Source organism: Pseudomonas simiae (genome assembly GCF_000934565.1).
GTDB classification, from domain to species: domain Bacteria; phylum Pseudomonadota; class Gammaproteobacteria; order Pseudomonadales; family Pseudomonadaceae; genus Aquipseudomonas; species Aquipseudomonas simiae.
On record NZ_CP010896.1, the window covers coordinates 892,962 to 917,980 of the forward strand.

A 25,019-nucleotide genomic window follows, 5' to 3' on the forward strand; every position below is an offset into this window, starting at 1 on the left:
GTTTGTGATGAAGTTAGCCATTGTTACCGCCTGCCCGAACGGCATGGTCACCAGTGTGCTGTGCGCCCGCTTGTTGGACGCCGCCGCACAGCGCCAGGGCTGGAGCACCAGCGTTGAAGTGGTGGATGTGCAGCGCCCGGAACGCCAGCTCTCCCAGGCCACGATCGACGATGCCGAATGGGTGTTGTTGGTCAGCAGTACCCCGGTGGATATGCAGCGGTTTGTCGGTAAGCGCGTGTTCCAGAGCACGCCGGCCCAGGCGCTGGCGGATGTCGACGCGGTATTGCGTCGCGGCGCTGAAGAAGCCCAGGTGTATGTCGCCACGCAGCAGGCGGCTGAAAATGCACCACGTATTGTGGCAATCACGGCTTGTCCGACGGGCGTGGCGCACACCTTCATGGCCGCCGAAGCCTTGCAGCAGACCGCCAAGCGGCTGGGCTACGACTTGCAGGTCGAGACCCAGGGCTCGGTCGGCGCACGCACGCCCTTGAGCCCGCAGGCTATCGCTGAGGCCGATGTGGTGCTGTTGGCGGCGGATATCGAAGTCGCTACCGAGCGCTTCGCCGGCAAGAAAATTTACCGCTGCGGCACCGGCATTGCCCTCAAGCAATCCGAAGCCACCCTCAACAAGGCCCTTGCTGAAGGCGCAGTGGAAAGTGCGGCCAGCGGTGCCGTGGCCAAGAAAGAAAAAACCGGCGTTTACAAACACCTGCTGACCGGTGTGTCGTTCATGTTGCCGATGGTGGTGGCGGGCGGGTTGTTGATTGCGTTGTCCTTCATGTTCGGCATCACTGCTTTTGAAGAGAAAGGCACACTGGCTGCTGCCTTGAAAACCGTCGGCGATCAGGCCTTCATGTTGATGGTGCCGCTGCTGGCGGGCTACATCGCTTATTCCATTGCCGACCGTCCTGCGTTGGCCCCCGGCATGATCGGCGGGTTGCTGGCGACCACCTTGGGCGCTGGTTTTATCGGCGGGATATTTGCCGGTTTCCTCGCCGGTTATTGCGTCAAGCTGATCACCCGCGCGGTGCAGTTGCCGCAAAGCCTGGATGCGCTCAAGCCGATCCTGATCATCCCGTTGCTGGCGAGCCTGTTCACCGGCCTGGCGATGATCTACCTGGTCGGGCCACCGGTGGCGCGCATGCTTGTGGGCCTGACGGAATTCCTCAACACCATGGGCACCACTAACGCCGTGCTGCTGGGCATTCTGTTGGGCGGCATGATGTGCGTCGACCTCGGTGGGCCGATCAACAAGGCAGCCTATGCGTTTTCCGTCGGCATGCTGGCGGCGCACAGTGGCGCGCCGATTGCCGCCACCATGGCGGCCGGCATGGTGCCGCCGATCGGCATGGGCATCGCTACGTTCCTGGCACGCCGCAAGTTTGCCCAAACAGAGCGCGAGGCCGGCAAGGCGGCGATCATTCTGGGGATGGTGTTTATCTCCGAAGGCGCGATTCCCTTTGCGGCCAAAGACCCGCTGCGCGTGATCCCGGCCAGCATCGCCGGTGGCGCGTTGGCCGGCGCGCTGTCGATGTACTTTGGTTGCAAGCTCGCGGCGCCCCACGGCGGCCTGGCGGTGCTGGTCATCCCGAATGCGATGAACCATGCGCTGCTGTACCTGCTGGCGATTGTCGCGGGCAGCTTGCTGACCGGTCTGGTGTACGCCTTGATCAAACGTCCGGAAGCGCAAGAGCTGACTGTCGCACCCGTGTCATAACCCCATGCTGTAGTGGCCCTTTTGATACTCAAGAGGGCACCTGCATGAGCCACTTCGATCTCGGCCGCCGCCGCGTGATGCAAGCCGTCGGCGCCGGCCTGTTGCTGCCGGGCCTGGCCCCGGCGGTGATCGCCTCTGTGAAGGACCGGCCGCAACTCACCGACGGCGTGCAGTCCGGCGATCTGCTCGGTGATCGCGCCATGATCTGGAGCCGCAGCGATCGCCCGGCGCGCATGGTGGTGGAGTGGGACACCCGCAGCGTGTTCAGCAACCCGCGCAAATTCATCTCGGCCCTGGCCGATAACCGGACCGACTTCACTGCCCGCGTCGAACTCACCGGACTGCCCGCCGATCAGGCGATTTTCTACCGCGTGCATTTCGAAGATGCCCAAACCGGCGTCGCCAGCGAGCCGTGGTTCGGCCACCTGCGCAGTGTGCCGCAACAGCGCCGCGATATTCGTTTCGTGTGGAGCGGCGACACCGTCGGCCAAGGCTTCGGCATCAACCCGGACATTGGCGGCATGCGCATCTATGAAGCCATGCGCCTGCGTTTGCCGGACTTTTTTATCCACAGTGGCGACACCATCTATGCCGACGGCCCGGTACCGGCGCAACTGACGACCGAAAGCGGACGTATCTGGCGCAATATCACCACCGAAGCCAAGAGCAAAGTCGCCGAAACCCTGGATGAATATCGCGGTAATTACCGCTACAACCTGATGGACGAAAATGTCCGTCGCTTCAACGCCGAAGTGCCGCAGATCTGGCAGTGGGACGACCATGAAGTGGTGAACAACTGGTCGCCGAGCAAGCAGTTGGATGAGCGTTACCAGGTCAAGGACATCAACACCTTGGTCGGCCGTGCACGCCAGGCGTGGCTGGAATATTCACCGATGCGCCGGCAGAGCGCCGATGGCGGCGGGCGGATTTATCGCAAGCTCAGCTATGGGCCGTTGCTGGAGGTGTTCGTGCTGGATATGCGCAGCTATCGCGGGCCGAACGATGACAACCTGGGCGCTGAAAAACCCTTCCTGGGCCGGGAGCAATTGGACTGGCTCAAGCGTGAACTCAAGGGGTCGCAGGCGCAGTGGAAAGTCATCGCGGCGGACATGCCCATTGGGCTGGGTGTACCCGACGGCGAAGTAAGCCCCGGCGTACCGCGCTGGGAAGCGATTGCCAACAACGACCCTGGCGCACCGCAAGGGCGTGAGTTGGAAATTGCCGAGCTGCTGGGTTTTTTAAGGGCGCAGAAGGTGCGCAACCACGTATGGCTGACGGCGGATGTGCATTACTGCGCGGCACATCACTATCACCCGGATCGTGCGGCGTTCCAGGATTTTGAGCCGTTCTGGGAGTTTGTGGCCGGGCCGTTGAACGCGGGGAGCTTCGGGCCTAATCCATTGGATAAGACCTTTGGGCCTGAAGTGGTGTTCGAGAAGGCACCACCGGCGCAAAACACGTCGCCATTCGCCGGGTTTCAGTTTTTTGGCGAGGTGCAGATAGATGGGCAGACGGCGGAGTTGACCGTCATCCTGCGGGATTTGGATGGGGTCTCAGTGTTCGAGCAAACGCTGCAACCCGCCTGATTTGGAATGCAATGAAAACGGCGGGAGTTGGCTTGCCTGCGATAGCGCTAGTGAATTCACCCTCGCTGTCGCAGGCAAGCCAGCTCCCACCGTTGCCAATCAGTAGACGTCGCGACGATAACGGCCTTGTTCGATCAGCCGCTCCACGGCCTCACTGCCGAGTATGTCCACCAACGCCTGATCCACCCCGGCCGCCATGCCTTGCAGACTCCCGCACACATAAATCGCCGCGCCGTCGCTCAGCCACTTACGCAACACGTCGGCTGACTCCCGCAGGCGATCCTGCACGTAGATTTTCTCTTCCTGATCGCGAGAAAACGCCAGATCGAGCAACGCCAGGTCACCGCTGGCCAACCAGCCCTGCAACTCGTCCTGGCACAGGAAATCATGGGCGATATTGCGCTCCCCAAACAGCAGCCAGTTGCGCTGCTGGCCATCGGCAACACGCGCCTTGAGCAAGCTGCGCAGGCCGGCCAGGCCGGTGCCGTTGCCCAGCAGGATCAGTGGCACGGGGATGTCTGGTAGATGAAAACCACTGTTGCGGCGCAGGCGCAGGCTGATGCTTGAGCCGAGGGCGGCATGTTCGGTGAGCCAGCCTGACCCCAGGCCCAGGCTGCCATCGGGGTGGCGTTCCTGGCGGACGATCAATTCGAGTACGCCATCGCTGGGAATCGAGGCGATGGAATATTCGCGCATTCCCAGGGGCACCAGCGCGTCCACCAGCGCCTGGGCGTGCAGGCCGACCAGGTGAGCGCGATGCGTCGGCAATTGGCGAGTGGCCAAAGCCTGGTCGAGGGTGTGCGCCATGCCGTCGATCAACACGCCGTTGCTGCCGGCCAGACCCAGGCCTTCGAGGAAGTGCTCGATGGCCCAGGGGCAGTTGCGCGGCAGCACTTCCACCAGGTCACCGGCTTGCCAGCTGTGTGGCGAAGGCGAGGTGAGGCCCAGTAAATAGACACCGGAACCTGCGCTGTCGCGGTTGAGCAGGGTGCGCTGACACAGCGTCCAGTTTTCGTATTGGGCGGTCGGCCAAGCGGCCGCCGGGGCGTGACCGGTGAGCTGGCCGAGTTGTTGTTGCCAGTGCAGCAGGGCAGTGGTGTCGCCGCTGTCGACTTCCACCGGGGCAAACAGCGCGTTGCCGCCCTGGTTGGTCAGCCAGAAATGCAGGCGCCGCGCGAAGCCGCAGAAGTGTTCGTATTGACGATCACCCAGGGCCAGTACCGAGTAGTTCAAGCCCTTTAGGGACAGGTCCTGACCGAGCACACTGCGCTCGAAACCGCGGGCGCTGTCGGGCGCTTCGCCGTCGCCGAAGGTACTGACCACGAACAGCGCATTTGCCGACTGGCGCAGGTCATCCTGGCTGACACTGCCCAGGGACTGCACCTTCACCGGCAAGCCGGCCGCCTGCAATTGGCCGGCTGTCTGCCAGGCCAGTTGCTCGGCAAAACCGCTCTGGCTGGCAAAGCCGATCAACCATGGCGGAGCATCGCTGGTGTTGGCCGTGAGGCCTTTACGCGCGTCACGCACCTGGCGTTTCTTGCGACGCCGATCCAGGTACAACAGCCAGCCGGTAATGAAGAACAACGGCATCAGCACTGAACTGAGCGTGAGAATGATCCGCCCCACCAGGCCGAAGTAGCTTCCGGTGTGCAGCGCGTAGACGCTGGTCAGCAGTTGGGAACCGAGGGTTTTGCTGGCGTAGCGGTCGTGGGATTTGACCTCGCCAGTTGCCGGGTCCAGGTTGATCTGGTTCAGCGCACGGTCATGGGGCGAGTTGTCCAGCAGGTAGTAAACGATGGCAGGTTGCCCGGCGACGGCCGGCATGCGGATATTGTAGGCACTCAAGCCTGGGCCGGCGTTGCTGTAGATACTGCTCCAGATCGCATCGTAATTGGCCACGGGCGCCGGGCCTTCGGGGGCCGGTCCGCGTTTGCGCACGCGTTCATTCTGTGGGGCATCGGACAGCAGTTTGGTCAGGCCCTGGCTGTACCAGTCGTAGGACCAATACAACCCGGTCAGCGCCGACAGCAGGTAGGCCAACAGGCACCAGGTGCCGAATACCGAGTGCAGGTCCCAATTAAAGGCACGGCCCTTTTTGCGCCAATCCAAGGTCAGCCAGGCACGCCAGCTCGCCACCTGGCGCGGCCAGCGCAGGTACACACCGGAGAGGCAGAAGAACACCAGGATCAGCGTGCACGCGCCGGTGATGTTGCGCCCGATATCGCCCATCACCAGGAAGCGGTGGAACTGCAGCAGGAACCCGAAGACCTCCTGGCCGACCACATCGCCCAGGTAGTTGCCGGTGTAGGGATCGAAATAGCGCAACTGGCCACGGCGTTCACCGGGCGGCGGGGTGAAGAACACGCGGGCGGCGTTGCCGCTTTCGCTCTCCACGAACAGCATGGCCACGGTCTTGCCTTCGGTCGCTTCCAGTTTGCGCACCAGCTCGGCGGGCGGCAGTACGCCGGCTTCGCGTGTTTGCACGGTCAGTACGCTGGGGTTGAGCGCCCGCAGTATTTCATCCTGAAACGAGACCGCAGCCCCGGTGATCCCCATCAAGGCCAGCACCAGCCCGGCGGTAATGCCGAAGAACCAGTGCAACTGGAACAGGGTTTTCTTCAACACGTCTGACCGCCTCGTCTATCCGGATATGTAGGGCACGGCGCGCATTATGCCGTGCCATGTCGAGAAACATTCTGTTTAACACGCAAAAGCCCCACGCATCCGATGCGTGGGGCTTTTTGCTGCGTGGTAGTGCTGTTTAGAAGTGGAAACTGGTGGTCAACAGCGCCGTACGACCGGCCGCCTGATTGGCGAAGTGCGTCGAGAAGGCTTTGTCGTAATACAGCTTGTCCGTCAGGTTTTGCACGTTCAATTGCAGGTCGACGTTCTTGGTCAGTTTGTAGCTGGCCATGGCGTCGTAGCGGGTGTAGGACGGTACGTAAACGGTGTTGCCTGCATCGCCATAAACCTGGTCGACGTAGAACGCGCCACCGCCGATGGTGAGCTTGGAGGTGACGTCGTAGGTGGTCCACAGGCTGAAGGTGTTCTTCGGCGTATTGGGCATTTGATTGCCTTTGTTCGACCCCGAGCTGACCACACCGTTGCGGCCGTTCAGGCCGGATTTGACCAGCTCGCTGTCGAGGTAGCTGTAGCCGGCGAACACCTGCCATTGGTCGGTGATCTTGCCGCTGGCGGACAATTCCACGCCGTCGACTTGGGACTCACCTGCGTTCTGATAGGTCAGGGCGTCGACCAGGATGCGCGTGTTTTTCTTCTCGGTACGGAACACTGCAGCGGTCAGAGACAGGCGATCGTGGAACAGGTCCCACTTGGTGCCCAACTCGTAGTTGACGGTCTCTTCCGGCTGCAGGTCGCTGCTGGCGGCACCGGCAGACAGCGGGTTGCCGTCCGAACCTTCACCGACCAGGCCACCGGCAGGCGTCGCCGACGTGGCGTAGGAGGCATAGATGCTGGCGTTTTCCACCGGTTTCCAGACCAGGCCGGCTTGCCAGTTGAAGAATTGGCTGTCTTCTTTGATTTTGCTGCGGCCGGTCGCGGAGTCGGTGTTGGCAACGGTGTCGAAGGTGTCGTAGCGCAGGCCGACGTTCAGCAACCATTTCGGGTCCAGCTCGATGGTGTCGAACACATAGGCGCCACGGCTGGTGGCCTTGGTGGCGGTGCCGTAATAGTTGCGCGCGATGCTGCCGGTCCAGGCGTCATCCGGGTTCGGGTTGCTCAGGGAGGTGCACTGGCCGCCCAGGCTGCCTTTGGCCACGGTGCAGACCGGGTTGGTGTTGGGGCTGATGGTGTAGTTGCTCACGCGGGTTTCTTCGCCGGTGAACTCCAGGCCGGTGGAGTAGCTGTGCTTGAAGCCCAAAGCCTGGAAGCTGCCAAACAAGTCCGTCTGGTTGGTGGTGGTGGTTGTGGTCGAGACCCGGCTGTTGGCGCGGCGCCACACGGTGCCGAACCGGTTGACGTTGAATTTGCTGTCGTCCGGCTGCGTCAGGATGTAATCCTGGCCAGTGCTGCCATGGCGCAGGGTGTTTTTCAGCGTCATGTTGTCGTTCAGGTCGTGCTCGATGGAGAACGTGCTGATATCGGCGCGGGTCTTGCGGAAGTCGCGATCCTTGAGGCCGTAGAAATTGTTGCTGTCGCCGCCGTCGTTGGGTTTGTCATGCACGTGGGCAGTGGCGGTCGATGAGCCGTAGCCATAAGGAATCCCCGAATCCGGCAGGTCGTCGCTTTCCATGTGGTAGTAGCTGAGGTTGACGCGGGTAGGGGTGCCCAGGCCGAACGTCAGCGACGGCGCTACGCCCCAACGGTCGTAATTCACTGCGTCGCGGCCGGCGACGTTCTGTTCGTGGCTCATCAGGTTCAGGCGGAACGCGGCGCTGTCGTCGAGGAACTGACGGTTCACGTCGAGCACGTAGCGGCGGGTCTGGTCGGAACCATAGGTGAAGCCGCCGTTGGTGAAGTCCCGCGCTTGTGGGGTTTTGCTCACCAGGTTGAGGCTGCCACCGGCCGAGCCACGACCGCCGAACGAAGAGTTCGGGCCTTTGCTGACTTCGATCGATTCGATGTCGAAAATCTCACGGCTCTGGCCGCCGGTATCGCGCACGCCGTCCAGGTATGTGTCGCCCTGGGCGTCAAAACCACGGATGAACGGGCGGTCGCCCTGAGGGTTGCCGCCTTCACCGGCACCGAACGTGATGCCCGGTACGGTGCGCAAGGCATCCTGTAACGACGTGGCGGCGGTGTCCTTGAGCACTTGTTGCGGCACCACGGTGACCGAGCGCGGTGTGTCCACCAAGGGCGCGGTGTATTTCTGCGACGAGGCTTTTTCCACTTGGTAGGAGGTGTTGTCCTGTTCTTCCCCGGTGATGCTGGTGGCGCCGAGGGAGATGCTGTTGCGCTGGCCTTTTTGTTCAGTGTCTTCAGCCGCCTGCGCCTGATGGGCGATAGCGCTGGCGCTGAGGGCAACGCCGATGGCCGAGGCCAACATGCGAGGTGAACTGGCAGGTATTTTTGTAATGGTGCGCGACATGACGTGTCCCTTCCCCAAGGATGTGAGGCGGCGGAATATAGGGTGAACACGACTTTCTATCAATTGCGATACATTGCTAATTGCACTAAATTTACATTCTTTACACTTTTGACTTACGGTTTTTACGGACTCGTTCGTCCCGGCGTTTTACAGGGCGGATAAGAATCAATACCATTGGCGCCTTTCCGAATTCAGGTATTGCCCATGCTGCTGCACATCCCCGGCCTGTTCTCTCGTGAGGAAGTGCAGCGCATTCGCCAAGCCTTGGAAAACGCCGATTGGGCCGACGGTAAAATCACCGCCGGGCACCAGTCCGCCAAAGCCAAGCACAACCTGCAATTGCCTGAAGGCCACCCTCTGGCCAAGGAAATCGGTGCGGCGATGCTGGAGCGCTTGTGGCAGAACCCGTTGTTTATGTCGGCAGCGTTACCGCACAAGGTCTTCCCGCCGTTGCTCAACTGCTACACCGCAGGCGGCAGTTTTGATTTTCACATCGACAACGCCGTGCGCCAGCCCAAAGGCAGCCACGAACGCGTGCGCACCGATTTGTCGTCCACCTTGTTTTTCAGCGACCCCGATGAATACGACGGCGGCGAGCTGGAGATCCAGGACACCTTCGGCCTGCAGCGTGTGAAGCTGCAGGCCGGCGACATGGTGCTGTATCCCGGTTCCAGCCTGCATAAAGTCAACGCCGTGACCCGCGGTGCGCGCTATGCCTCGTTCTTCTGGACCCAAAGCCTGGTGCGCGAAGACAGCCAGCGCACCCTGCTGTTCGAGATGGACGGCGCGATCCAGCAACTGAGCGCCGATGTGCCCGACCACCCTGCGTTGATCCAACTCACCGGCACGTATCACAACTTGCTGCGCCGCTGGGTCGAGGTCTGAGCATGGGCTTTTTATTGCGCCGCGAAGAAGTGCTCAACGTTGAGCAGCTGCAGAGCATGCTTGACGATTCCCCCGTCCGTGCCGCCCAGGCGATCCTGATCGCGGCGAAGGAGGGCGCGGTGGATGCCCAGGCGCTGCTCGGGCAGATCCTGCTGGAAGGGCGTGGCATTGCGCGCGATGAAGCGCTGGCCTTGCGCTGGTTCCGGATTGCAGCCCAAAGCGGGCACTTGATGGCACGCAATATGGCAGGCCGTTGCCAGGAGCATGGCTGGGGGTGTGCCGTCGATGAGGTGGCCGCTGCGCGGGAATACCGGATGGCAGCAAAGGCCGGCCTGGATTGGGGTCAATACAACTATGCCAATCTGCTGGCGACCGGACGCGGCGTCGCTGAAGACCAACAACAGGCACTGGCCTTCTACCGTCAGGCGGCGGAGCAGGGGCATGCCAAGTCGATGAACTTGGTGGGGCGTTATCTGGAAGAGGGCCAGTTCTGCCCACGGGACCTGGACGCTGCCGTGGATTGGTATCGACGCTCAGCCGAAGCCGGGGATTTTCGCGGGCAATTCAGCTATGCGGCGGTGTTGGCTGACAGCGGTCAAATCGAGGCGGCGCTGGCGTGGCTGCGCAAGGCATTGGCGGGCGGGAATCTGAAGTTCCTGCGCACGGCGCACAAGGCACTGGCAGCAGCGAATGATCCGCAGATTCGGGCGATGGCAGAGGCTTACAAAGAGCGCGCCACACACCTGAACCTGTAGGAGCCGGCAGCCGGCTCCTACAGCGGTTGATCGTTCCCGGGAGGGATGATCAGACGTAGAACGATTTCAACGGCGGAAAGCCATTGAACTCAACCGCGCTGTAGCTGGTGGTGTACGCACCAGTCGACAACCAGTACAGACGATCACCAATCGCCAGGTTCAGCGGCAGGCCGTACTTGTAGTTCTCGTACATGATGTCGGCGCTGTCACAGGTCGGGCCGGCGATGACCACTTCTTCCATCTCGCCTTTCTTCTCGGTCCAGATCGGGAACTTGATGGCTTCGTCCATGGTTTCGATCAGGCCGGAGAACTTGCCCACATCCGTGTACACCCAACGCTCGACGGCGGTACGGGATTTACGCGCCACCAGCACCACTTCGCTGACCAGGATACCGGCGTTGGCGATCAACGAACGGCCTGGCTCCAGGATGATTTCCGGCAGGTCGTCGCCGAAATCCTCCTTGAGGAAGCGGATGATTTCTTCGGCGTAGGTTTCCAGGCTGTTGGTGCGGGTGATGTAGTTGGCCGGGAAGCCGCCACCCATGTTGATCAGCTTGAGGTGAATGCCGTCTTCTTCCTTCAGGCGTTCGAAGATCACTTTGACCTTGGCGATCGCCGCGTCCCACACGCTGATGTCGCGCTGTTGCGAGCCGACGTGGAACGAGATGCCGTAAGGCACCAGGCCCAGGTCACGGGCGAGGATCAGCAGGTCCATGGCCATGTCGGTCTGGCAGCCGAATTTGCGCGACAAAGGCCAGTCAGCCGTGGTCGAGCCTTCGGTGAGGATACGCACATACACTTTCGAGCCCGGTGCGGCCTTGGCGATGTTGCGCAGGTCGGCTTCGGAGTCGGTGGAGAACAGACGCACGCCCTTCTCGTAGAAGTAGCGGATGTCCTTGGATTTCTTGATGGTGTTGCCGTAGCTGATACGGTCGGCGCTGACGCCGCGATCCATCACTTTATCCAGCTCGTAGATCGAGGCGATGTCGAAGCTCGAACCCTTCTCTTTGAGCAGGTCGATGATCTCGACGGCTGGGTTGGCCTTGACCGCGTAATAGACCTTGGCGAATTCGAAACCGGCGCGCAGGTCATCGTAGGCCTGGCTGATCATCGCGGTGTCGATCACCACGAATGGGGTTTCTTGCTTGTCGGCGAACGCCTTCATTTTGTCAAAAGTGGCGCGCGCGAAATAGTCTTCGACGTTGATCGACATGCTGGGAACTCCTAAGGGCAAACTGTAGTAATCAATGGGTGCAACTGAACGTCCTCCGTATCCCCACTTTGGTTCGCCTACTTCCCAAGGCATGTCGCCGAAAGCAAAAAGGCCATGGGACTAACCGCTTCCCTTGGCCTTGCTGTCTCGTCGTCAGTACTTGAGCCGGATGGATCGTTTCCAGCATGGACGTTCGGCGCGAACTTTAGGACGTGAGAGGCCATAGATCAACTAAAAATGTCGCGTTTTTGCACGCGTTCGTCGCGGGAACCGGTGCAGCTACTTATGTAACCGACAGGTATGACGGAATGATGTTCCCCGGAAGGGGCAATTCGCTGGAATTTCCCTGGCACACCTCAGACCAAATGTGGGAGCGGGCTTGCTCGCGAAAGTGCTGCATCAGTCACTCTATTCAGTGACTGACACTCCGTATTCGCGAGCAAGCCCGCTCCCACATGTTTTAACCGAGTCGAGTCATATCAGGCCAGGGCGGTCTCGGCAGGCGACACAATACTGGTCTTGCCCCCACGGGACTTACCGGAACTCAGGTACTCGGCAATCGACTCCTGGGTCACTTCGCCGAGGAATACCCGCTCCGCATCCATCACCGGCAGCCACGACCGGTTGAACTCATACATGCGCGACAACAGGATGCGCAGATGCTCGTCATACGCCGCCGTGGCGTTGAACTCGCGCAGGTACTGGCCGCAAGTCCCGGTCTGACGGTGCAGGTCGCGACGTCGTACATACCCCAGTGCTTTGTTCTCGGCACAGGTGACCACCATGTAGCGGCGGTCATGCTCATCCATCAATTCCAATGCATCGGCCACCGGCGTCTCGGGGCTCACCGACGGCGCGTTGTCCGCCGCATCTTCGGCCTTCACCAGCAACAGGCGCTTGAGGGTACTGTCCTGGCCCACGAAGTTACTGACGAATTCGTCGGCCGGGTGGGCGAGCAGGGTGTCCGGATGATCGATCTGCAACAGCTTGCCGGCGCGGAAGATGGCGATCTTGTCGCCCAGCTTGATGGCTTCGTCGATGTCGTGGCTGACCATGATCACGGTCTTGTTCAGCGCGCGCTGCATCTCGAAGAACTCGTTCTGGATCATCTCGCGGTTGATCGGGTCGACCGCGCCGAACGGTTCGTCCATCAGCAGCAGTGGCGCATCGGCCGCCAGGGCACGGATCACGCCGATGCGCTGTTGCTGGCCACCCGACAGCTCACGCGGGTAGCGGTGCAGGTATTGCTTGGGCTCCAGCTTGATCATGCTCATCAACTCGCGAGCGCGGTCATGGCATTTCTGCTTGTCCCAGCCGAGTAATTTAGGCACGACCACGATGTTTTCCTCGATGGTCATGTTGGGGAACAGACCGATCTGCTGGATCACATAACCGATGTTGCGACGCAGGGTCACTTCGTCGAGGTCGGTGGTGTCTTCGCCATTGATCAGGATCTTGCCCGAGGTGGGCTTGATCAGGCGGTTGATCATTTTCAGCGTGGTGCTCTTGCCGCAGCCCGACGGGCCGAGAAAGACGCAAATCTCGCCTTCATTGACGGTCAGGCTTACATCGTTCACGGCCGTCACAGTCTTGCCGTTGCTTTGGAAGGTCTTGGACAGGTTTTGAAGTTCGATCATTTGAGCAATCCTTTTGGAGTCAGCGAGCGTTGCAGCCATTGCAGAAGCAGGTCGGCGAAGATGGCCAGGAGACTGACCAGCACGGCGCCAACGATCAGCATCGACATGTCGCTGCGGCTGATGGAAGCCAGAATAAGTACACCCAGGCCACCGGCGCCGATGGTGGCGGCGATGGTCATGACACCAATGTTCATCACCACGGCGGTGCGCACACCGGCGAGGATCACCGGCACGGCGATGGGCAGCTCGACCATGCGCAGGCGCTGGCCGAAGGTCATGCCGATGCCGCGTGCGGCTTCGCGAATGCCCGGTTCCACCCCGGTGAGGGCCAGGTAGGTGTTACGCATGATCGGCAGCAGGGAGTAGAGGAACACGGCGGTGATCGCCGGCATCGGCCCCAGGCCCTGGCCGAACTTGGAATAGAACGGCAGCAGCAGACCGAACAGCGCGATGGACGGTACAGTCAGCAACACGGTGGCGCTGGCTTGCAGCGGACCGGCCAGGGTCGGAAAGCGTGTCATCAGAATGCCCAGGGGCACGCCGATCAGGATCGCGAGGATCACGGCGATGCCGACCAAGGTGATGTGCTGTCCGGTCAGTTGTAGGACTTGGGCCCAATCAAGATGGGAAAAGGCGTTCAGGAATTCCATGTCTTCTCCTCTTATTGATTGATGGGATGTTGGCGCAGGAAGTCGGCGGCAACAGCGGATGGGCTTTCATGGTCGACGTCGACCCGCGCGTTCAACTGGCGCATGGTTTCGTCGTCGAACAGATCGGCCAGCGGCTTGAGTTCAGCCGCGAGGGTTGGATGCTGGTCGAGATACGCCTGACGGATCACCGGTGCGGCGGTGTAGTCCGGGAAGTAATGCTTGTCGTCTTCCAGCAGCTTCAGTTTGAAGGCGTTCAGGCGACCATCGGTGGTGTAGACCAAACCGGCAAACACTTGACCGTTACGCAGGGCGGTGTAGACCAGGCCGGCGTCCATCTGCCGGGTGTTTTTACGCGTGAGGTTCATGTCATACAGCTTGACCATGCCGCCCATGCCGTCGGACCGGTTGGCGAACTCGGTGTCCAGCGCCACCAGGCGCGTGCCTTTGGTTTTTTCCGCCAGGGCGTGGGTCAGGTCGCTGATGCTGTTGATCTGCGGGAACTCCTTGGCCACGTTCTCGGGCAGGGCCAGGGCGTAGGTATTGCTGAAGCGCGACGGCGAGAGCCAGATCAGGCCTTTTTTAGCGTCGAGTTCTTTGACTCGAGCGTAGGACTGTTCGCTGTCGAGTTTCTCGTCGACATGGTTGTAGGCCACCAGCGACACGCCGGTGTACTCCCAGATCAGGTCCAGTTGCCCGCTTTCCTGGGCACTGCGCGCCAGGTTGCTGCCCAGGCCGCCAGTCACACGGGCGTCGTAGCCCTTGGTACGCAGGTACTGGGAAGTGATTTCGGCGAGCAGGGTCTGTTCGGTGAACACCCGGGCGCCGATGCGGATCACCGGTTTTTCGGCGGCTTGCGCAATGCCTGCAAACAGCAGGACGCAGCTCAATATCAGGGTCAGTCTTTTCATGTGATTTCCTTTGCCAAGCCTTAAGACGGACGCAACCCGCGTTCCAGCCAGAGGCGGCTGGCCATGGTCACCAGACCGTCAAGCAACAACGCCAGCAGCGCGGTGCACGCGGCGCCGAGTAGCAATTGCGGCTGGTTGTTCAGGGCGATGCCGGGGAAGATCAGGCTGCCCAGGCTGTTGGCGCCGATCAGGAAGGCCAGCGGTGCGGTACCGACGTTGATCGCCAGCGCCACGCGCACGCCACCGATGATGATCGGCACGGCGTTGGGCAATTCGACGCGAAACAGCACTTGGCGCGGTGTCATACCGATGCCGACGGCGGCTTCCTTCAAGGAACCCTGCACGTTTTTCAGGCCTTCGTAGGTATTGCGCACAATGGGCAGCAAGGAGGCGAGGAACAGGGCGAAAATCGCAGGGCCGCTGCCGATGCCGAGGACGCCGAGGGCGATGGCCAGTACGGCCAGGGGAGGGACGGTGTTGCCGATGTTGAAGATCTGCATGAAGCGTTCTGCACGCCCGACCATGTTCGGTCGACTGAGCAGGATACCGGCGGGGATCCCCACAATCAGGGCGGCCAGCATGGAGACAAGAACCAGGATCAGATGAGCTTGCAGGTAAAACAACAAATCGTCGCGGTACAGTTCGATCGTGTTGATGCCGATCCAGTGGACCAGCAGGGCCAAGAGGGCGACGACAACCGCTCCTCCTATCAGCCCTTTGCCATAGCGAATAGCCACAGGCGGACTCCTTTTTTCTTCTGTCGGCGAACACATTCCTTCGTGGCATGCCATGCCTGGCTGCCTCTGAATGTGGTCGCGAAATGCAGCTCGCCGATACCGGCAACGCGGTATGCGATCGAGCCATGAGCGCAGCCTCGTCAGGCTAACTTGCTGATTTATCAGCCCCTGTTCCGAGTGCGGTAGCAGGGGAGTGGACGTCTCTACCTTTTAAAAGGTTCCACACTTGGCAGCATTTAGCCACCCCCAATGGGCTGAACGGTGGTCTGGCTGCCTGGGTTTGCGCTATACTCGCCGCCCTTTTTTGACTCACCTGCCAGGCGATTTCCCATGACCCACCAGGCCGCCGAAGTCGCGAAACGCCGCACTTTCGCCATTATTTCCCACCCCGATGCCGGTAAAACCACCATCACCGAGAAGCTGTTGCTGATGGGCAAGGCAATCGCGGTGGCCGGCACGGTGAAATCCCGCAAATCCGACCGCCATGCCACCTCTGACTGGATGGAAATGGAAAAACAACGGGGTATTTCCATTACCACGTCGGTCATGCAGTTCCCGTATCGCGACCACATGGTCAACCTGCTCGACACCCCGGGCCACGAAGACTTCTCCGAAGACACCTACCGCACCCTGACTGCGGTGGACTCGGCACTGATGGTCCTCGACGGCGGTAAGGGCGTCGAGCCGCGCACCATCGCGCTGATGGACGTGTGCCGTCTGCGTGACACGCCGATCGTCAGCTTCATCAACAAACTCGACCGCGACATCCGCGACCCGATCGAGCTGCTCGATGAAATCGAAGCCGTCCTGAAGATCAAGGCCGCACCGATCACCTGGCCGATCGGTTGCTACCGCGACTTCAAGGGCGTTTACCACCTGGCCGACGACTACATCATTGTCTACACCGCCGGCCATGGTCACGAGCGCACCGAAACCAAGATCATCGAGAAACTCGACTCCGACGAAGCCCGCGCCCACCTGGGTGACGAGTACGACCGCTTTGTCGACCAGTTGGAACTGGTGCAGGGCGCCTGCCATGAGTTCAACCAGCAGGAATTCCTCGACGGCCAGTTGACCCCGGTGTTCTTCGGTACCGCCCTAGGCAACTTCGGTGTCGACCATGTGCTCGACGCTGTAGTGGATTGGGCCCCGCGCCCGTTGGCACGTGTCGCCAACGAACGCACCGTAGAGCCGGTCGAAGAGAAGTTCACCGGATTCGTGTTCAAGATCCAGGCGAACATGGACCCTAAACACCGCGACCGTATTGCCTTCATGCGCATCTGCTCCGGTAAATACGAAAAAGGCATGAAGATGCGCCACGTGCGCACCGGCAAGGACGTACGCATCGGCGACGCCCTGACGTTCTTCTCCTCCGAGCGTGAACAGCTCGAGGAAGCCTACGCGGGCGACATCATCGGCCTGCACAACCACGGCACCATCCAGATCGGCGACACCTTCACCGAAGGCGAAGCGCTGGGGTTCACCGGTATCCCGCACTTCGCACCGGAACTGTTCCGCCGCGTCCGCCTGCGTGACCCGCTGAAATCCAAGCAACTGCGCCAAGGCTTGCAGCAATTGGCGGAAGAGGGCGCCACCCAGGTGTTCTTCCCCGAGCGCAGCAACGACATCATCCTCGGCGCCGTCGGCGTGCTGCAGTTCGATGTGGTCGCCAGCCGCCTGAAAGAGGAATACAAGGTTGAGTGCTCGTATGAGCCGATCACTGTGTACTCCGCGCGCTGGATCGATTGCAGCGATAAGAAGAAGTTGGAAGAGTTCTCCAACAAGGCCGTGGAAAACCTGGCGGTGGATGGCGGTGGTCACCTGACCTACCTGGCCCCGACCCGAGTCAACCTGGCGCTGATGGAAGAGCGCTGGCCAGATGTGAAATTCCGCGCAACCCGTGAGCACCATTAAGGTCTGAGCGGTTTATAAAAGGGCGAGGCTGTCATGGCTTCGCCCTTTTTTGTGGGCGCTGAACACCACATTTTGATCTGCGCATGGCGATCGATTGGCAAGAAGCCCGCATCGGGTCTAGCGTATTCAACTACTTCACCCACTCACCGACGGATCAGGAGGCGACCTTGCGTATAACTCAACGTGCCGTTCAGCTGATGTTGCTGGCGGCTCTGGGGCTGGCCGGCAATTGGGCGCTGGCGGGCGCTGGAACGCCCCAATGGAAAGACACCGGCCCTGTCACCAAGAAAAAGCAGCAAGAGGTCAACTCCGGCAGCTGGAAACCGCAAGCCCAGCCCGCCCCGAAGGAAGATCAGGAAAATCCCTACAACGATGGCGAGGACAGTGAAACCTACGACGACGGCGAAACCTGATACCTGGCGCTATCCCGGCATCGCGACTAGCGTCAACGATGGCGGCGGTAAACGGCTGTCGCGTGGGATCTACCTACTGACTGGACGGAATCAACCATGAGTATTTTTCAACGAGTCGTGCTGTTGATAAAGGTGCTGGTGCTGTTGTCGTTGGGGATGTCGTCGGCCTGGGCGCATAACCCGCTGCAGAGCAGTGTTGGGTCTTCTGGGCATCGCCAGGATCTGCAATTGGCGAAGTCTGAGGCGGAGCCTGGCGACAAGGACCAGGGTGGCAGTGAGGGCGATGATGATTCCACCACCGACGAACCGGACAGTGATGATCCGGACGATGAAGGCGACAGCCAGACGTAGGCATCGCCCAAAAGAAAGCCCCTCCCACCCGGCTGATGCGCAACCTGATGGGAAGGGCTGTAGAACACTTGCAATGCCTTGGGCTGATCACCCAGGGCATTTTTGTTGCGATGTCACGCGACGAACTGCTCCGCGTAGTGGCAAGCCACCTGACGGTTATCCAACGGCCGCAGTTGCGGCTCCTCGGTGCTGCATCGCGCGGTCGCATACGGGCAGCGCTTGTGGAAGGCGCAGCCGGGCGGCGGGTTCAGCGGGTTGGGCAGCTCGCCGACGATTTTGATCTTCGGCTTGTTCGGGTCTGGATGGATGGTCGGGGTCGCCGACAGCAGCGCCTGCGTATACGGGTGCAGCGGGCGTGCATAGATGTCTTCCTTGGGACCGACCTCCACTGGGCGACCGAGGTACATCACCATCACGTCGTCGGCAACGTGTTGCACCACTGCCAGGTTGTGGGAAATGAACACGTAGGCGGTGTTGAATTCCTGCTGCAGGTCCATGAACAGGTTGAGCACCTGGGCCTGGATCGACACGTCCAGCGCGGAAGTCGGTTCATCCGCCACCAACACTTTCGGTTGCAGCATCATGGCGCGGGCCAGGGCGATCCGTTGGCGCTGGCCGCCGGAGAACATGTGCGGGTAGCGCTGATAATGCTCAGGGCGCAGGCCCACTTGCTTCATCATCGCCTGTACCTTCTCGCGGCGTTCGGCGGCAGACAGGTTGGTGTTGATCAGCAGCGGCTCGGCCAGTTGATCACCGACTTTCTGCCGTGGGTTCAGCGAGGCGTACGGGCTCTGGAACACCATTTGCACGTCTTTGCGCAGTTGCTTGCGCTGGGCCTTGTCGGCGCCCGCGACTTCTTGTCCGGCGATTTTCAGGGAACCGGAAGACGGCTCTTCAATCAATGTGAGCGCGCGGGCCAGGGTGGATTTGCCGCAACCCGACTCGCCTACAACCGCAAGGGTCTTGCCGGCTTCGAGCTCGAAGGACACGCCATTGAGGGCACGCACCGTGGCGTGGCCCTTGAACAGGCCACGGGACACTTCGTAGTGACGGGTAAGGTCGCGGGCGGTAAGAACGACGGCCATTACGCCACCTCCTGGTTCAAGGGGTAGAAGCAGCGCGCGAGGCTGTTGGTTTTCGGGTCAAGGTCGGGACGCTGGGTACGGCAGTTTTCCTGCACGTAAGGGCAACGCGGCGACAGCAGGCAGCCCTGCGGACGGTCATAGCGGCCGGGTACGATACCGGGCAGCGTGGCCAGGCGCGTGGCGCCGAGGCTGTGCTCCGGGATCGCCTTGAGCAGCGCTTCGCTGTAAGGGTGCGCTGGAATGTCGAACAGTTGCGGTACCTGGCCGACTTCCACGGCTTGGCCGGCGTACATCACGCACACGCGCTGGGCGGTTTCCGCCACGACCGCGAGGTCGTGGGTGATCAGCACCAGGCCCATGTTCTGTTCTTTCTGCAGGGCCAGCAGCAGTTCCATGATCTGCGCTTGGATGGTCACGTCCAGTGCAGTCGTCGGCTCATCCGCAATCAGCAGTTTCGGCTCGCCGGCAATCGCCATGGCGATTGCGACACGCTGGCTCATACCGCCGGACAGTTGATGCGGGTAGGCATCCATACGGCTGGCAGCGCCTGGGATTTCGACTTTTTCCAACAACTCGATGGCACGCTTGCGCGCTTGTTTGCCGGACATTTTCAGGTGCAGGCGCAGCACTTCTTCAATCTGGAAACCCACGGTGTAGCTGGGGTTCAGTGCAGTCATCGGGTCCTGGAATACCATCGCCAGGTCTTTGCCGACGATCTGACGGCGCTGGCGGTTGCTCAGCTTGAGCATGTCCTTGCCGTCGAAGTTCAGCGCGTCGGCGGTGACGATGCCGGGGTGTTCGATCAGGCCCATCAGCGCCATCATGGTCACGGATTTACCCGAACCCGACTCACCAACGATCGCCAGTACTTCACCTTTGTCGACGGAGATGTCGAGGCCATCGACCACCGGCACGGCGGTCTTGTCGCCGAAGCGGACGTTGAGATTCTTGATTTCTAACAGTGACATGGGAATCTCCTCAGGCGGCGTTCTTGAGTTTCGGGTCCAGCGCATCGCGCAGGCCGTCGCCCATCAAGTTGATTGCCAGCACGCTGAGCAAAATGGTCAAACCAGGCAGGCTCACCACCCACCAGGCGCGTTCGATGTAGTCACGGGCCGAAGCCAGCATGGTGCCCCACTCCGGGGTTGGCGGTTGTACGCCAAGGCCAAGGAAGCCCAGAGCCGCGGCATCGAGGATCGCCGAGGAAAAGCTCAAGGTGGCCTGAACGATCAGCGGCGCCATGCAGTTGGGCAGCACGGTGATGAACATCAGACGTGGCAGGCCGGCGCCGGCGAGGCGGGCGGCGGTCACGTAGTCACGGTTCAGCTCGCCCATTACCGCAGCGCGGGTCAGGCGAACATAGGACGGCAACGACACGATCGCGATGGCGATCACGGTGTTGATCAGGCCAGGGCCGAGGATCGCGACAATGGCTACAGCAAGCAGCAGCGACGGCAGGGCCAGCATGATGTCCATCAAGCGCATGATGGTCGGGCCGAGCAAGCGCGGGAAGAACCCGGCGAACAGACCCAGCAGGATCCCCGGGATCAGCGACATCACCACCGACGACAAACCGATCAGCAAGGACAGGCGCGAGCCCTGGATCAGGCGCGAGAGCAAATCACGGCCCAGTTCGTCGGTGCCCAGCAGGAATTGCATCTGCCCACCTTCCAGCCAGGCTGGCGGGGTCAGCAGGAAGTCGCGGTATTGCTCGCTCGGGTTATGCGGTGCAACCCACGGGGCAAAGATCGCGCAGAACACGATCAGCAACATGAACAGCAGGCCGGCAACCGCGCCTTTGTTCTTGGAAAAGGCTTGCCAGAATTCTTTGTACGGAGACGGGTACAGCAGGCTTTGATCGACTGCTGACACTGGAGTAGGTGTGGTCATGGTCATGATCTCAGCGCTGGTGACGGATGCGTGGGTTGGCGAAGCCGTAGAGGATATCCACCACGAAGTTCACCAGGATCACCAGGCAGGCGATCAACAGGATGCCGTTCTGCACCACCGGGTAGTCCCGCGCGCCAATGGCTTCGATCAGCCATTTGCCGATGCCGGGCCAGGAGAAGATGGTTTCGGTCAATACCGCACCGGCCAACAGCGTGCCGACTTGCAGGCCGACCACGGTCAATACCGGGATCAGTGCGTTACGCAGGCCGTGCACGAACACCACGCGCGCCGGCGACAGGCCTTTGGCCTTGGCGGTGCGGATGTAGTCTTCGCGCAGCACTTCGAGCATCGACGAACGGGTCATCCGTGCGATCACCGCCAGCGGAATGGTACCGAGCACGATGGCCGGCAGGATCAGGTGGTGCAGGGCATCCCAGAACGCGTCCGGCTCGTCAGCCAGCAGGGTGTCGATCAGCATGAAGCCGGTGCGCGGCTCGATGTCGTAAAGCAGGTCGATACGCCCGGACACCGGGGTCCAGCCCAGGCTGACCGAGAAGAACATGATCAGGATCAGGCCCCACCAGAAGATCGGCATCGAGTATCCCGCGAGGGAGATGCCCATCACCCCATGGTCGAACAGGGATCCTCGTTTAAGCGCCGCGATCACCCCGGCCAACAGGCCCAGGATACCGGCGAACAACAGGGCGGCCATGGACAGTTCCAGGGTCGCCGGGAAGAGGGCGGTGAATTCAGTCCACACGCTGGTGCGGGTACGCAGCGATTCGCCAAGGTCACCCTGGGCCAGTTTGCCGACGTAATCCAGGTATTGCGCATACAGCGGCTTGTTAAGACCAAGGCGTTCCATTGCCTGTGCGTGCATCTCGGGGTCGACGCGCCGCTCGCCCATCATGACTTCGACGGGGTCGCCAGGGATCATGCGAATCAACGCAAACGTGAGCAACGTTATGCCGAAAAACGTGGGGATCAATAACCCCAGTCGGCGGGCAATAAAACTAAACATCTTGTCGTGTACCTCAATCAGCCGGTTAGGCAGGTCCGGCGCCGTCAATAGCGACGGCGCCGAGCGTTTTTCTTATTTACTTCACCTGGGTGGTGGCGAAGTTATTTGTACCCAGAGGGCTTTGGGTGAAGCCTTCTACGTTCTTGCGCATGGCGGTGAACAGTTTCGGGTAAGCCATGGGAAGCCATGGTTGGTCCTTATCGAAAACGTCCTGTGCTTGTTCATAGAGTGCAGCGCGCTGGGCGGGTTCAGCGATGGCGCGAGCTTTGTCGATCAAGTCTTGAAACTCTTTGTTACACCAGCGGGCGTAGTTTTCGCCGTTTTTCGCTGCATCGCAACTCAGGTTCGGGGTCAGGAAATTGTCCGGGTCGCCGTTATCACCCACCCACCCAGCCGAAACCATGTCGTGCTCGCCGTTTTTAGCACGCTTGAGCATTTCGCCCCATTCCATGACTTTGATATTCACCTTCAGGCCGATCTGCGCCAGGTCCGCCTGCATGCGCTGTGCGCCGAGCATCGGGTTAGGGTTGGTCGGGCCGCCGCCGTTGCGGGTGAACAGGGTGAACTCGGTGCCTTCCGGTACGCCGGCTTCCTTGAGCAGCGCGCGGGCTTTGTCCAGATCGCGGGGCGGGTTCTTCAGTTTTTCGTTGAAACCCAGCAAGGTCGGCGGATAAGGGCCGGTGCCCACCACCGCATTGCCTTTGCCGAACAGGGCTTCGGTATAGCCGGCCTTGTCGAACGCAATGTTGATCGCGTGACGGACCCGCGCATCGCTCATGTATTTGTGCGTGGTGTTCAACGCGGTGTAGCTGGTGGTCATCGCCGCCAGTTCGTCGACTTTCAGGTTCGGGTCTTTCTTGATGCTTGGAATGTCATCGGGCTTGGGAAACAACGCGATCTGACATTCGTTGGCCTTGAGCTTCTGCAGGCGCACGTTGTTATCGGTGCTGATCGCCAGGATCAACGGGTCGACTGCCGGTTTGCCACGGAAGTAGTCGGGGTTGGCCTTGAACCGCGCCTGGGCGTCTTTCTGGTAGCGGGTGAAGACGAACGGGCCCGTGCCGATGGGCTTGGCGTTGAGGTCTTCGGTCTTGCCGGATTTGAGCAACTGGTCGGCGTATTCCTTCGAATGGATTGAAGAGAATGCCATGCCCAGGTCGGCCAGGAACGGTGCTTCAGGACGGGTCAGGGTAAAGACGACGGTGTGATCGTCAGTCTTTTCTACGCTCTTGAGCAGTTCCTTGAAGCCCATGCTTTCGAAGTACGGGTAACCCACGAGGGACTTTTTATGCCACGGGTGATTCGGGTCCAGCTGACGCTGGAAACTCCAAAGCACGTCGTCGGCGTTCATGTTGCGCGTGGGTTTGAAGTAATCGGTGGTGTGGAACTTGATATCGTCACGCAGGTGAAAAGTGTAGGTCAGGCCATCGGCGCTGATCTCGGGCAAGTCTTTGGCCAGCGCGGGAACCACTTCGGTAGTGCCGGGCTTGAAGTCCACCAGGCGGTTGAACATGGTTTCAGCCGCGGCGTCAGCGGTCACGGCCGTGGTGTACAAGACCGGGTCAAAACCTTCCGGGCTGGCTTCGGTGCAGACCACCAGTGGTTTGGCCGAAACGCCGATCGCCACGCTCAACAGCGCGGCAGCCATAGCGGCTTGTAGCGGGAGCATTTTCATTCAGAGCCCTCTGCAATCGATGGGACCAGACAAGCGTAGACGGCGGGCTCGTCCTGAGCCCGCCGTCTACCTGGCGCTAATTAAAGAATGTTGAATGGGATGGTAGTAACCAGGCGGAATTCGCGCAGGTTGCCGTCAGACTGGTTTTCGCTGGCGCGGTGCGTCACGTAGGTGGCGCGAACAGTAGTCGCTTTCAGAGGACCGCTCTGGATCGCATAGGAAGAACCAATGCCGTATTCCTGGTGGTGTTCGCCGTTCTGGGCCTGGATGCCGTTGTAGGCGAAGTCTTTCACGCCGTTGTCGCCACGGTAGTGAGTCCCGTCAATGCCCCAGCCGCGTGCCGAGTAGATGTTGAACTTCAGGCCTGGAACGCCGTATTCGGCCATGTTGATGGCGTAGGCAACCTGGAAGGACTTCTCGTTTGGACCGTTGAAGTCAGAGGTCAGGGAGTTGGCCAGGTAGATGCCGTTGGTTTCGTGCAGGTAGTCGAAGTACTCGTTACCGTTCACTTCCTGGTACGAGAAGGTCAGGCTATGAGCTTGGTGAGTCAGGCCGAGCGACAGCGAGTAGGTATCGTTGTCGATTTCGCCCATCAACTTTTTGCCTTCGTCGACGGTCTTGTAGTAGTTCAGGCCTGTGGTCAGGCTCAGTACCTGGCTGTCACCCAGTTCATGGGTAGCGCCGAAGTAGTACTGGTTCCAGAAGTCTTTGACGTTAGCGGCGAAGACGCTGGTTTTCAGGCTTTTCAGCGGCTGGTAGTTGAAGCCCAGGGTGTAGACCTTGTCGGTCTCAACGCCGCTGCTGCTGTACTCACTGCGGAATTTCGACAGGCTTTGTTCGGTACGTGGCGAAACGCGGTCAAACACGCCACCTTGGAACGACAGGTTGCTGAATTCTTCGCTGTTGAAGCTCACACCTTCAAAGCTCGAAGGCAGCGCACGGTTGCCGATGGTGTCCATGATGCCGCTGCTGAAGTTCTGGCGACCGGCGGTCAAGGTCGTGTTCGAAACACGGAACTTGACGTTGGCCAGGCCCAGTTTGCTCCATTGGCCTACGGCGTCACCGTAAGTGTGGGCCAGGGTGCGGTTGGAGCCGCCAGCGATATCTTTTTGATCATCGATCAACGCGATGTAGTTATAGGCCGCCACTTCGGTGGCCACGCCAACGGTGCCCTGGGTGAAGCCCGAGGAGTAGTTGAGGATGGTGCCTTGGGCCCAGTTGTAACGGCGGGAAACGTTGGTTTTTACATCTGCGGCTTTATCGGCGGCATTTTTGTAGTAACCGAATTTCTGACCACGAAATTTCATTTCGTTGGAGTACCAGTTACGCGTGGTACCGCCCAGGCTTTGACCGTCGATAAAGCCTTTGGCCTCACTTTGGGCGCTGGTGCCGGCCAAAGTGGTCGGAACGAAGTCCTGGCTGGTGGTTTCAGCGTAGGCGGTAGCCGTGATGCTGCTGATGGCCAGGGCCAGAAGCGCTTTGCTGCTCAGTTTCATGAATGAAGCTCCTTTGGTTCTCTTTTTAATGCCGGTCTT

The 25,019-nt window shown here is 60.5% G+C and carries 20 protein-coding genes; 7 read left to right on the top strand and 13 right to left on the bottom strand.

What is annotated here, in order from left to right:
* Nucleotides 1-7: 7 nt before the first annotated feature.
* A complete protein-coding gene (locus PF1751_RS03970; protein ID WP_010213212.1) occupies nucleotides 8-1,717 on the top strand; it encodes a PTS fructose-like transporter subunit IIB in 1,710 nt (569 codons plus the stop codon).
* A gap of 44 nt (nucleotides 1,718-1,761) precedes the next feature.
* Nucleotides 1,762-3,303: an alkaline phosphatase D family protein gene (locus PF1751_RS03975; protein WP_044286639.1), complete on the top strand. Its 1,542-nt coding sequence runs from the start codon at nucleotides 1,762-1,764 to the stop codon at nucleotides 3,301-3,303.
* A 99-nt stretch (nucleotides 3,304-3,402) separates the two neighbouring features.
* Here the strand turns inward: PF1751_RS03975 and PF1751_RS03980 are convergent, their stop codons facing one another.
* Complete coding sequence (locus PF1751_RS03980; RefSeq protein ID WP_021491902.1) at nucleotides 3,403-5,928, bottom strand: PepSY domain-containing protein; 2,526 nt, start codon at nucleotides 5,926-5,928, stop codon at nucleotides 3,403-3,405.
* Between the two features lie 136 nt (nucleotides 5,929-6,064).
* A complete protein-coding gene (locus PF1751_RS03985; RefSeq protein ID WP_038452691.1) occupies nucleotides 6,065-8,350 on the bottom strand; it encodes a TonB-dependent receptor in 2,286 nt (761 codons plus the stop codon).
* A gap of 204 nt (nucleotides 8,351-8,554) precedes the next feature.
* On the opposite strand from PF1751_RS03985, the gene PF1751_RS03990 reads away from it, so the two are divergent.
* Both PF1751_RS03990 and PF1751_RS03995 read left to right on the top strand, forming a co-directional pair.
* The gene (locus PF1751_RS03990; protein WP_044286640.1) at nucleotides 8,555-9,235 is read left to right on the top strand and encodes a Fe2+-dependent dioxygenase; all 681 of its coding nucleotides are present in this window, start codon (nucleotides 8,555-8,557) and stop codon (nucleotides 9,233-9,235) included.
* A gap of 2 nt (nucleotides 9,236-9,237) precedes the next feature.
* The gene (locus tag PF1751_RS03995) at nucleotides 9,238-9,990 is read left to right on the top strand and encodes a tetratricopeptide repeat protein (protein WP_042571069.1); all 753 of its coding nucleotides are present in this window, start codon (nucleotides 9,238-9,240) and stop codon (nucleotides 9,988-9,990) included.
* Between the two features lie 49 nt (nucleotides 9,991-10,039).
* Here the strand turns inward: PF1751_RS03995 and PF1751_RS04000 are convergent, their stop codons facing one another.
* The 5 genes from PF1751_RS04000 to PF1751_RS04020 all read right to left on the bottom strand — a co-directional run bounded on the left by PF1751_RS04000 (nucleotide 10,040) and on the right by PF1751_RS04020 (nucleotide 15,135).
* Complete coding sequence (locus PF1751_RS04000) at nucleotides 10,040-11,203, bottom strand: type III PLP-dependent enzyme (protein ID WP_010213203.1); 1,164 nt, start codon at nucleotides 11,201-11,203, stop codon at nucleotides 10,040-10,042.
* Nucleotides 11,204-11,682: 479 nt separating this feature from the next.
* Nucleotides 11,683-12,840: an osmoprotectant ABC transporter ATP-binding protein OsmV gene (locus PF1751_RS04005; RefSeq protein ID WP_010213202.1), complete on the bottom strand. Its 1,158-nt coding sequence runs from the start codon at nucleotides 12,838-12,840 to the stop codon at nucleotides 11,683-11,685.
* Entirely contained in the window at nucleotides 12,837-13,490 is a 654-nt protein-coding gene (locus PF1751_RS04010; protein WP_010213201.1) for an ABC transporter permease, read from the bottom strand. Before PF1751_RS04010 ends, PF1751_RS04005 begins: the two co-directional genes overlap by 4 nt.
* Before the next feature lie 11 nt (nucleotides 13,491-13,501).
* Nucleotides 13,502-14,398, bottom strand: coding sequence for a glycine betaine ABC transporter substrate-binding protein (locus tag PF1751_RS04015; RefSeq protein WP_010213199.1), 897 nt, complete (start codon nucleotides 14,396-14,398; stop codon nucleotides 13,502-13,504).
* A 20-nt stretch (nucleotides 14,399-14,418) separates the two neighbouring features.
* Nucleotides 14,419-15,135 carry an ABC transporter permease gene (locus tag PF1751_RS04020; RefSeq protein ID WP_003215977.1) on the bottom strand — a complete coding sequence of 239 codons (717 nt, stop codon included), beginning with the start codon at nucleotides 15,133-15,135 and terminating at the stop codon, nucleotides 14,419-14,421.
* Nucleotides 15,136-15,465: 330 nt separating this feature from the next.
* Between PF1751_RS04020 and PF1751_RS04025 the strand changes: the two genes are divergently transcribed.
* The 3 genes from PF1751_RS04025 to PF1751_RS04035 all read left to right on the top strand — a co-directional run bounded on the left by PF1751_RS04025 (nucleotide 15,466) and on the right by PF1751_RS04035 (nucleotide 17,813).
* Nucleotides 15,466-17,049: a peptide chain release factor 3 gene (locus tag PF1751_RS04025; RefSeq protein WP_010213196.1), complete on the top strand. Its 1,584-nt coding sequence runs from the start codon at nucleotides 15,466-15,468 to the stop codon at nucleotides 17,047-17,049.
* Nucleotides 17,050-17,132: 83 nt separating this feature from the next.
* Nucleotides 17,133-17,462, top strand: a complete 330-nt coding sequence (locus PF1751_RS04030) for a hypothetical protein (RefSeq protein ID WP_021491899.1) — start codon at nucleotides 17,133-17,135, stop codon at nucleotides 17,460-17,462.
* A 96-nt stretch (nucleotides 17,463-17,558) separates the two neighbouring features.
* A complete protein-coding gene (locus PF1751_RS04035) occupies nucleotides 17,559-17,813 on the top strand; it encodes a hypothetical protein (protein ID WP_010213194.1) in 255 nt (84 codons plus the stop codon).
* A 113-nt stretch (nucleotides 17,814-17,926) separates the two neighbouring features.
* Here PF1751_RS04035 and PF1751_RS04040 read toward each other — a convergent pair whose 3' ends face one another.
* From PF1751_RS04040 to PF1751_RS04065, 6 genes are all read right to left on the bottom strand, one after another.
* The gene (locus PF1751_RS04040; protein WP_010213193.1) at nucleotides 17,927-18,898 is read right to left on the bottom strand and encodes a peptide ABC transporter ATP-binding protein; all 972 of its coding nucleotides are present in this window, start codon (nucleotides 18,896-18,898) and stop codon (nucleotides 17,927-17,929) included.
* Entirely contained in the window at nucleotides 18,898-19,866 is a 969-nt protein-coding gene (locus PF1751_RS04045) for an ABC transporter ATP-binding protein (RefSeq protein ID WP_010213192.1), read from the bottom strand. Before PF1751_RS04045 ends, PF1751_RS04040 begins: the two co-directional genes overlap by 1 nt.
* Nucleotides 19,867-19,876: 10 nt before the next feature.
* Complete coding sequence (locus PF1751_RS04050; RefSeq protein ID WP_010213191.1) at nucleotides 19,877-20,788, bottom strand: ABC transporter permease subunit; 912 nt, start codon at nucleotides 20,786-20,788, stop codon at nucleotides 19,877-19,879.
* Nucleotides 20,789-20,798: 10 nt separating this feature from the next.
* Nucleotides 20,799-21,809 carry an ABC transporter permease subunit gene (locus tag PF1751_RS04055; protein ID WP_003171721.1) on the bottom strand — a complete coding sequence of 337 codons (1,011 nt, stop codon included), beginning with the start codon at nucleotides 21,807-21,809 and terminating at the stop codon, nucleotides 20,799-20,801.
* Between the two features lie 76 nt (nucleotides 21,810-21,885).
* Complete coding sequence (locus tag PF1751_RS04060) at nucleotides 21,886-23,484, bottom strand: ABC transporter substrate-binding protein (RefSeq protein WP_010213190.1); 1,599 nt, start codon at nucleotides 23,482-23,484, stop codon at nucleotides 21,886-21,888.
* Nucleotides 23,485-23,564: 80 nt separating this feature from the next.
* The gene (locus PF1751_RS04065) at nucleotides 23,565-24,980 is read right to left on the bottom strand and encodes an OprD family outer membrane porin (protein WP_010213189.1); all 1,416 of its coding nucleotides are present in this window, start codon (nucleotides 24,978-24,980) and stop codon (nucleotides 23,565-23,567) included.
* Nucleotides 24,981-25,019: the final 39 nt, after the last annotated feature.

What these genes read in the sequence shown, in the direction of transcription:
- PF1751_RS03970 (WP_010213212.1), top strand. Translation starts at nt 8, where the DNA reads ATGAAGTTAGCCATTGTTACCGCCTGCCCGAACGGCATGGTCACCAGT.
- PF1751_RS03975 (WP_044286639.1), top strand. Translation starts at nt 1,762, where the DNA reads ATGAGCCACTTCGATCTCGGCCGCCGCCGCGTGATGCAAGCCGTCGGC.
- PF1751_RS03985 (WP_038452691.1), bottom strand. Translation starts at nt 8,350, where the DNA reads ATGTCGCGCACCATTACAAAAATACCTGCCAGTTCACCTCGCATGTTG.
- PF1751_RS03990 (WP_044286640.1), top strand. Translation starts at nt 8,555, where the DNA reads ATGCTGCTGCACATCCCCGGCCTGTTCTCTCGTGAGGAAGTGCAGCGC.
- PF1751_RS03995 (WP_042571069.1), top strand. Translation starts at nt 9,238, where the DNA reads ATGGGCTTTTTATTGCGCCGCGAAGAAGTGCTCAACGTTGAGCAGCTG.
- PF1751_RS04000 (WP_010213203.1), bottom strand. Translation starts at nt 11,203, where the DNA reads ATGTCGATCAACGTCGAAGACTATTTCGCGCGCGCCACTTTTGACAAA.
- PF1751_RS04005 (WP_010213202.1), bottom strand. Translation starts at nt 12,840, where the DNA reads ATGATCGAACTTCAAAACCTGTCCAAGACCTTCCAAAGCAACGGCAAG.
- PF1751_RS04010 (WP_010213201.1), bottom strand. Translation starts at nt 13,490, where the DNA reads ATGGAATTCCTGAACGCCTTTTCCCATCTTGATTGGGCCCAAGTCCTA.
- PF1751_RS04015 (WP_010213199.1), bottom strand. Translation starts at nt 14,398, where the DNA reads ATGAAAAGACTGACCCTGATATTGAGCTGCGTCCTGCTGTTTGCAGGC.
- PF1751_RS04025 (WP_010213196.1), top strand. Translation starts at nt 15,466, where the DNA reads ATGACCCACCAGGCCGCCGAAGTCGCGAAACGCCGCACTTTCGCCATT.
- PF1751_RS04030 (WP_021491899.1), top strand. Translation starts at nt 17,133, where the DNA reads ATGGCGATCGATTGGCAAGAAGCCCGCATCGGGTCTAGCGTATTCAAC.
- PF1751_RS04035 (WP_010213194.1), top strand. Translation starts at nt 17,559, where the DNA reads ATGAGTATTTTTCAACGAGTCGTGCTGTTGATAAAGGTGCTGGTGCTG.
- PF1751_RS04040 (WP_010213193.1), bottom strand. Translation starts at nt 18,898, where the DNA reads ATGGCCGTCGTTCTTACCGCCCGCGACCTTACCCGTCACTACGAAGTG.
- PF1751_RS04045 (WP_010213192.1), bottom strand. Translation starts at nt 19,866, where the DNA reads ATGTCACTGTTAGAAATCAAGAATCTCAACGTCCGCTTCGGCGACAAG.
- PF1751_RS04050 (WP_010213191.1), bottom strand. Translation starts at nt 20,788, where the DNA reads ATGACCACACCTACTCCAGTGTCAGCAGTCGATCAAAGCCTGCTGTAC.
- PF1751_RS04055 (WP_003171721.1), bottom strand. Translation starts at nt 21,809, where the DNA reads ATGTTTAGTTTTATTGCCCGCCGACTGGGGTTATTGATCCCCACGTTT.
- PF1751_RS04060 (WP_010213190.1), bottom strand. Translation starts at nt 23,484, where the DNA reads ATGAAAATGCTCCCGCTACAAGCCGCTATGGCTGCCGCGCTGTTGAGC.
- PF1751_RS04065 (WP_010213189.1), bottom strand. Translation starts at nt 24,980, where the DNA reads ATGAAACTGAGCAGCAAAGCGCTTCTGGCCCTGGCCATCAGCAGCATC.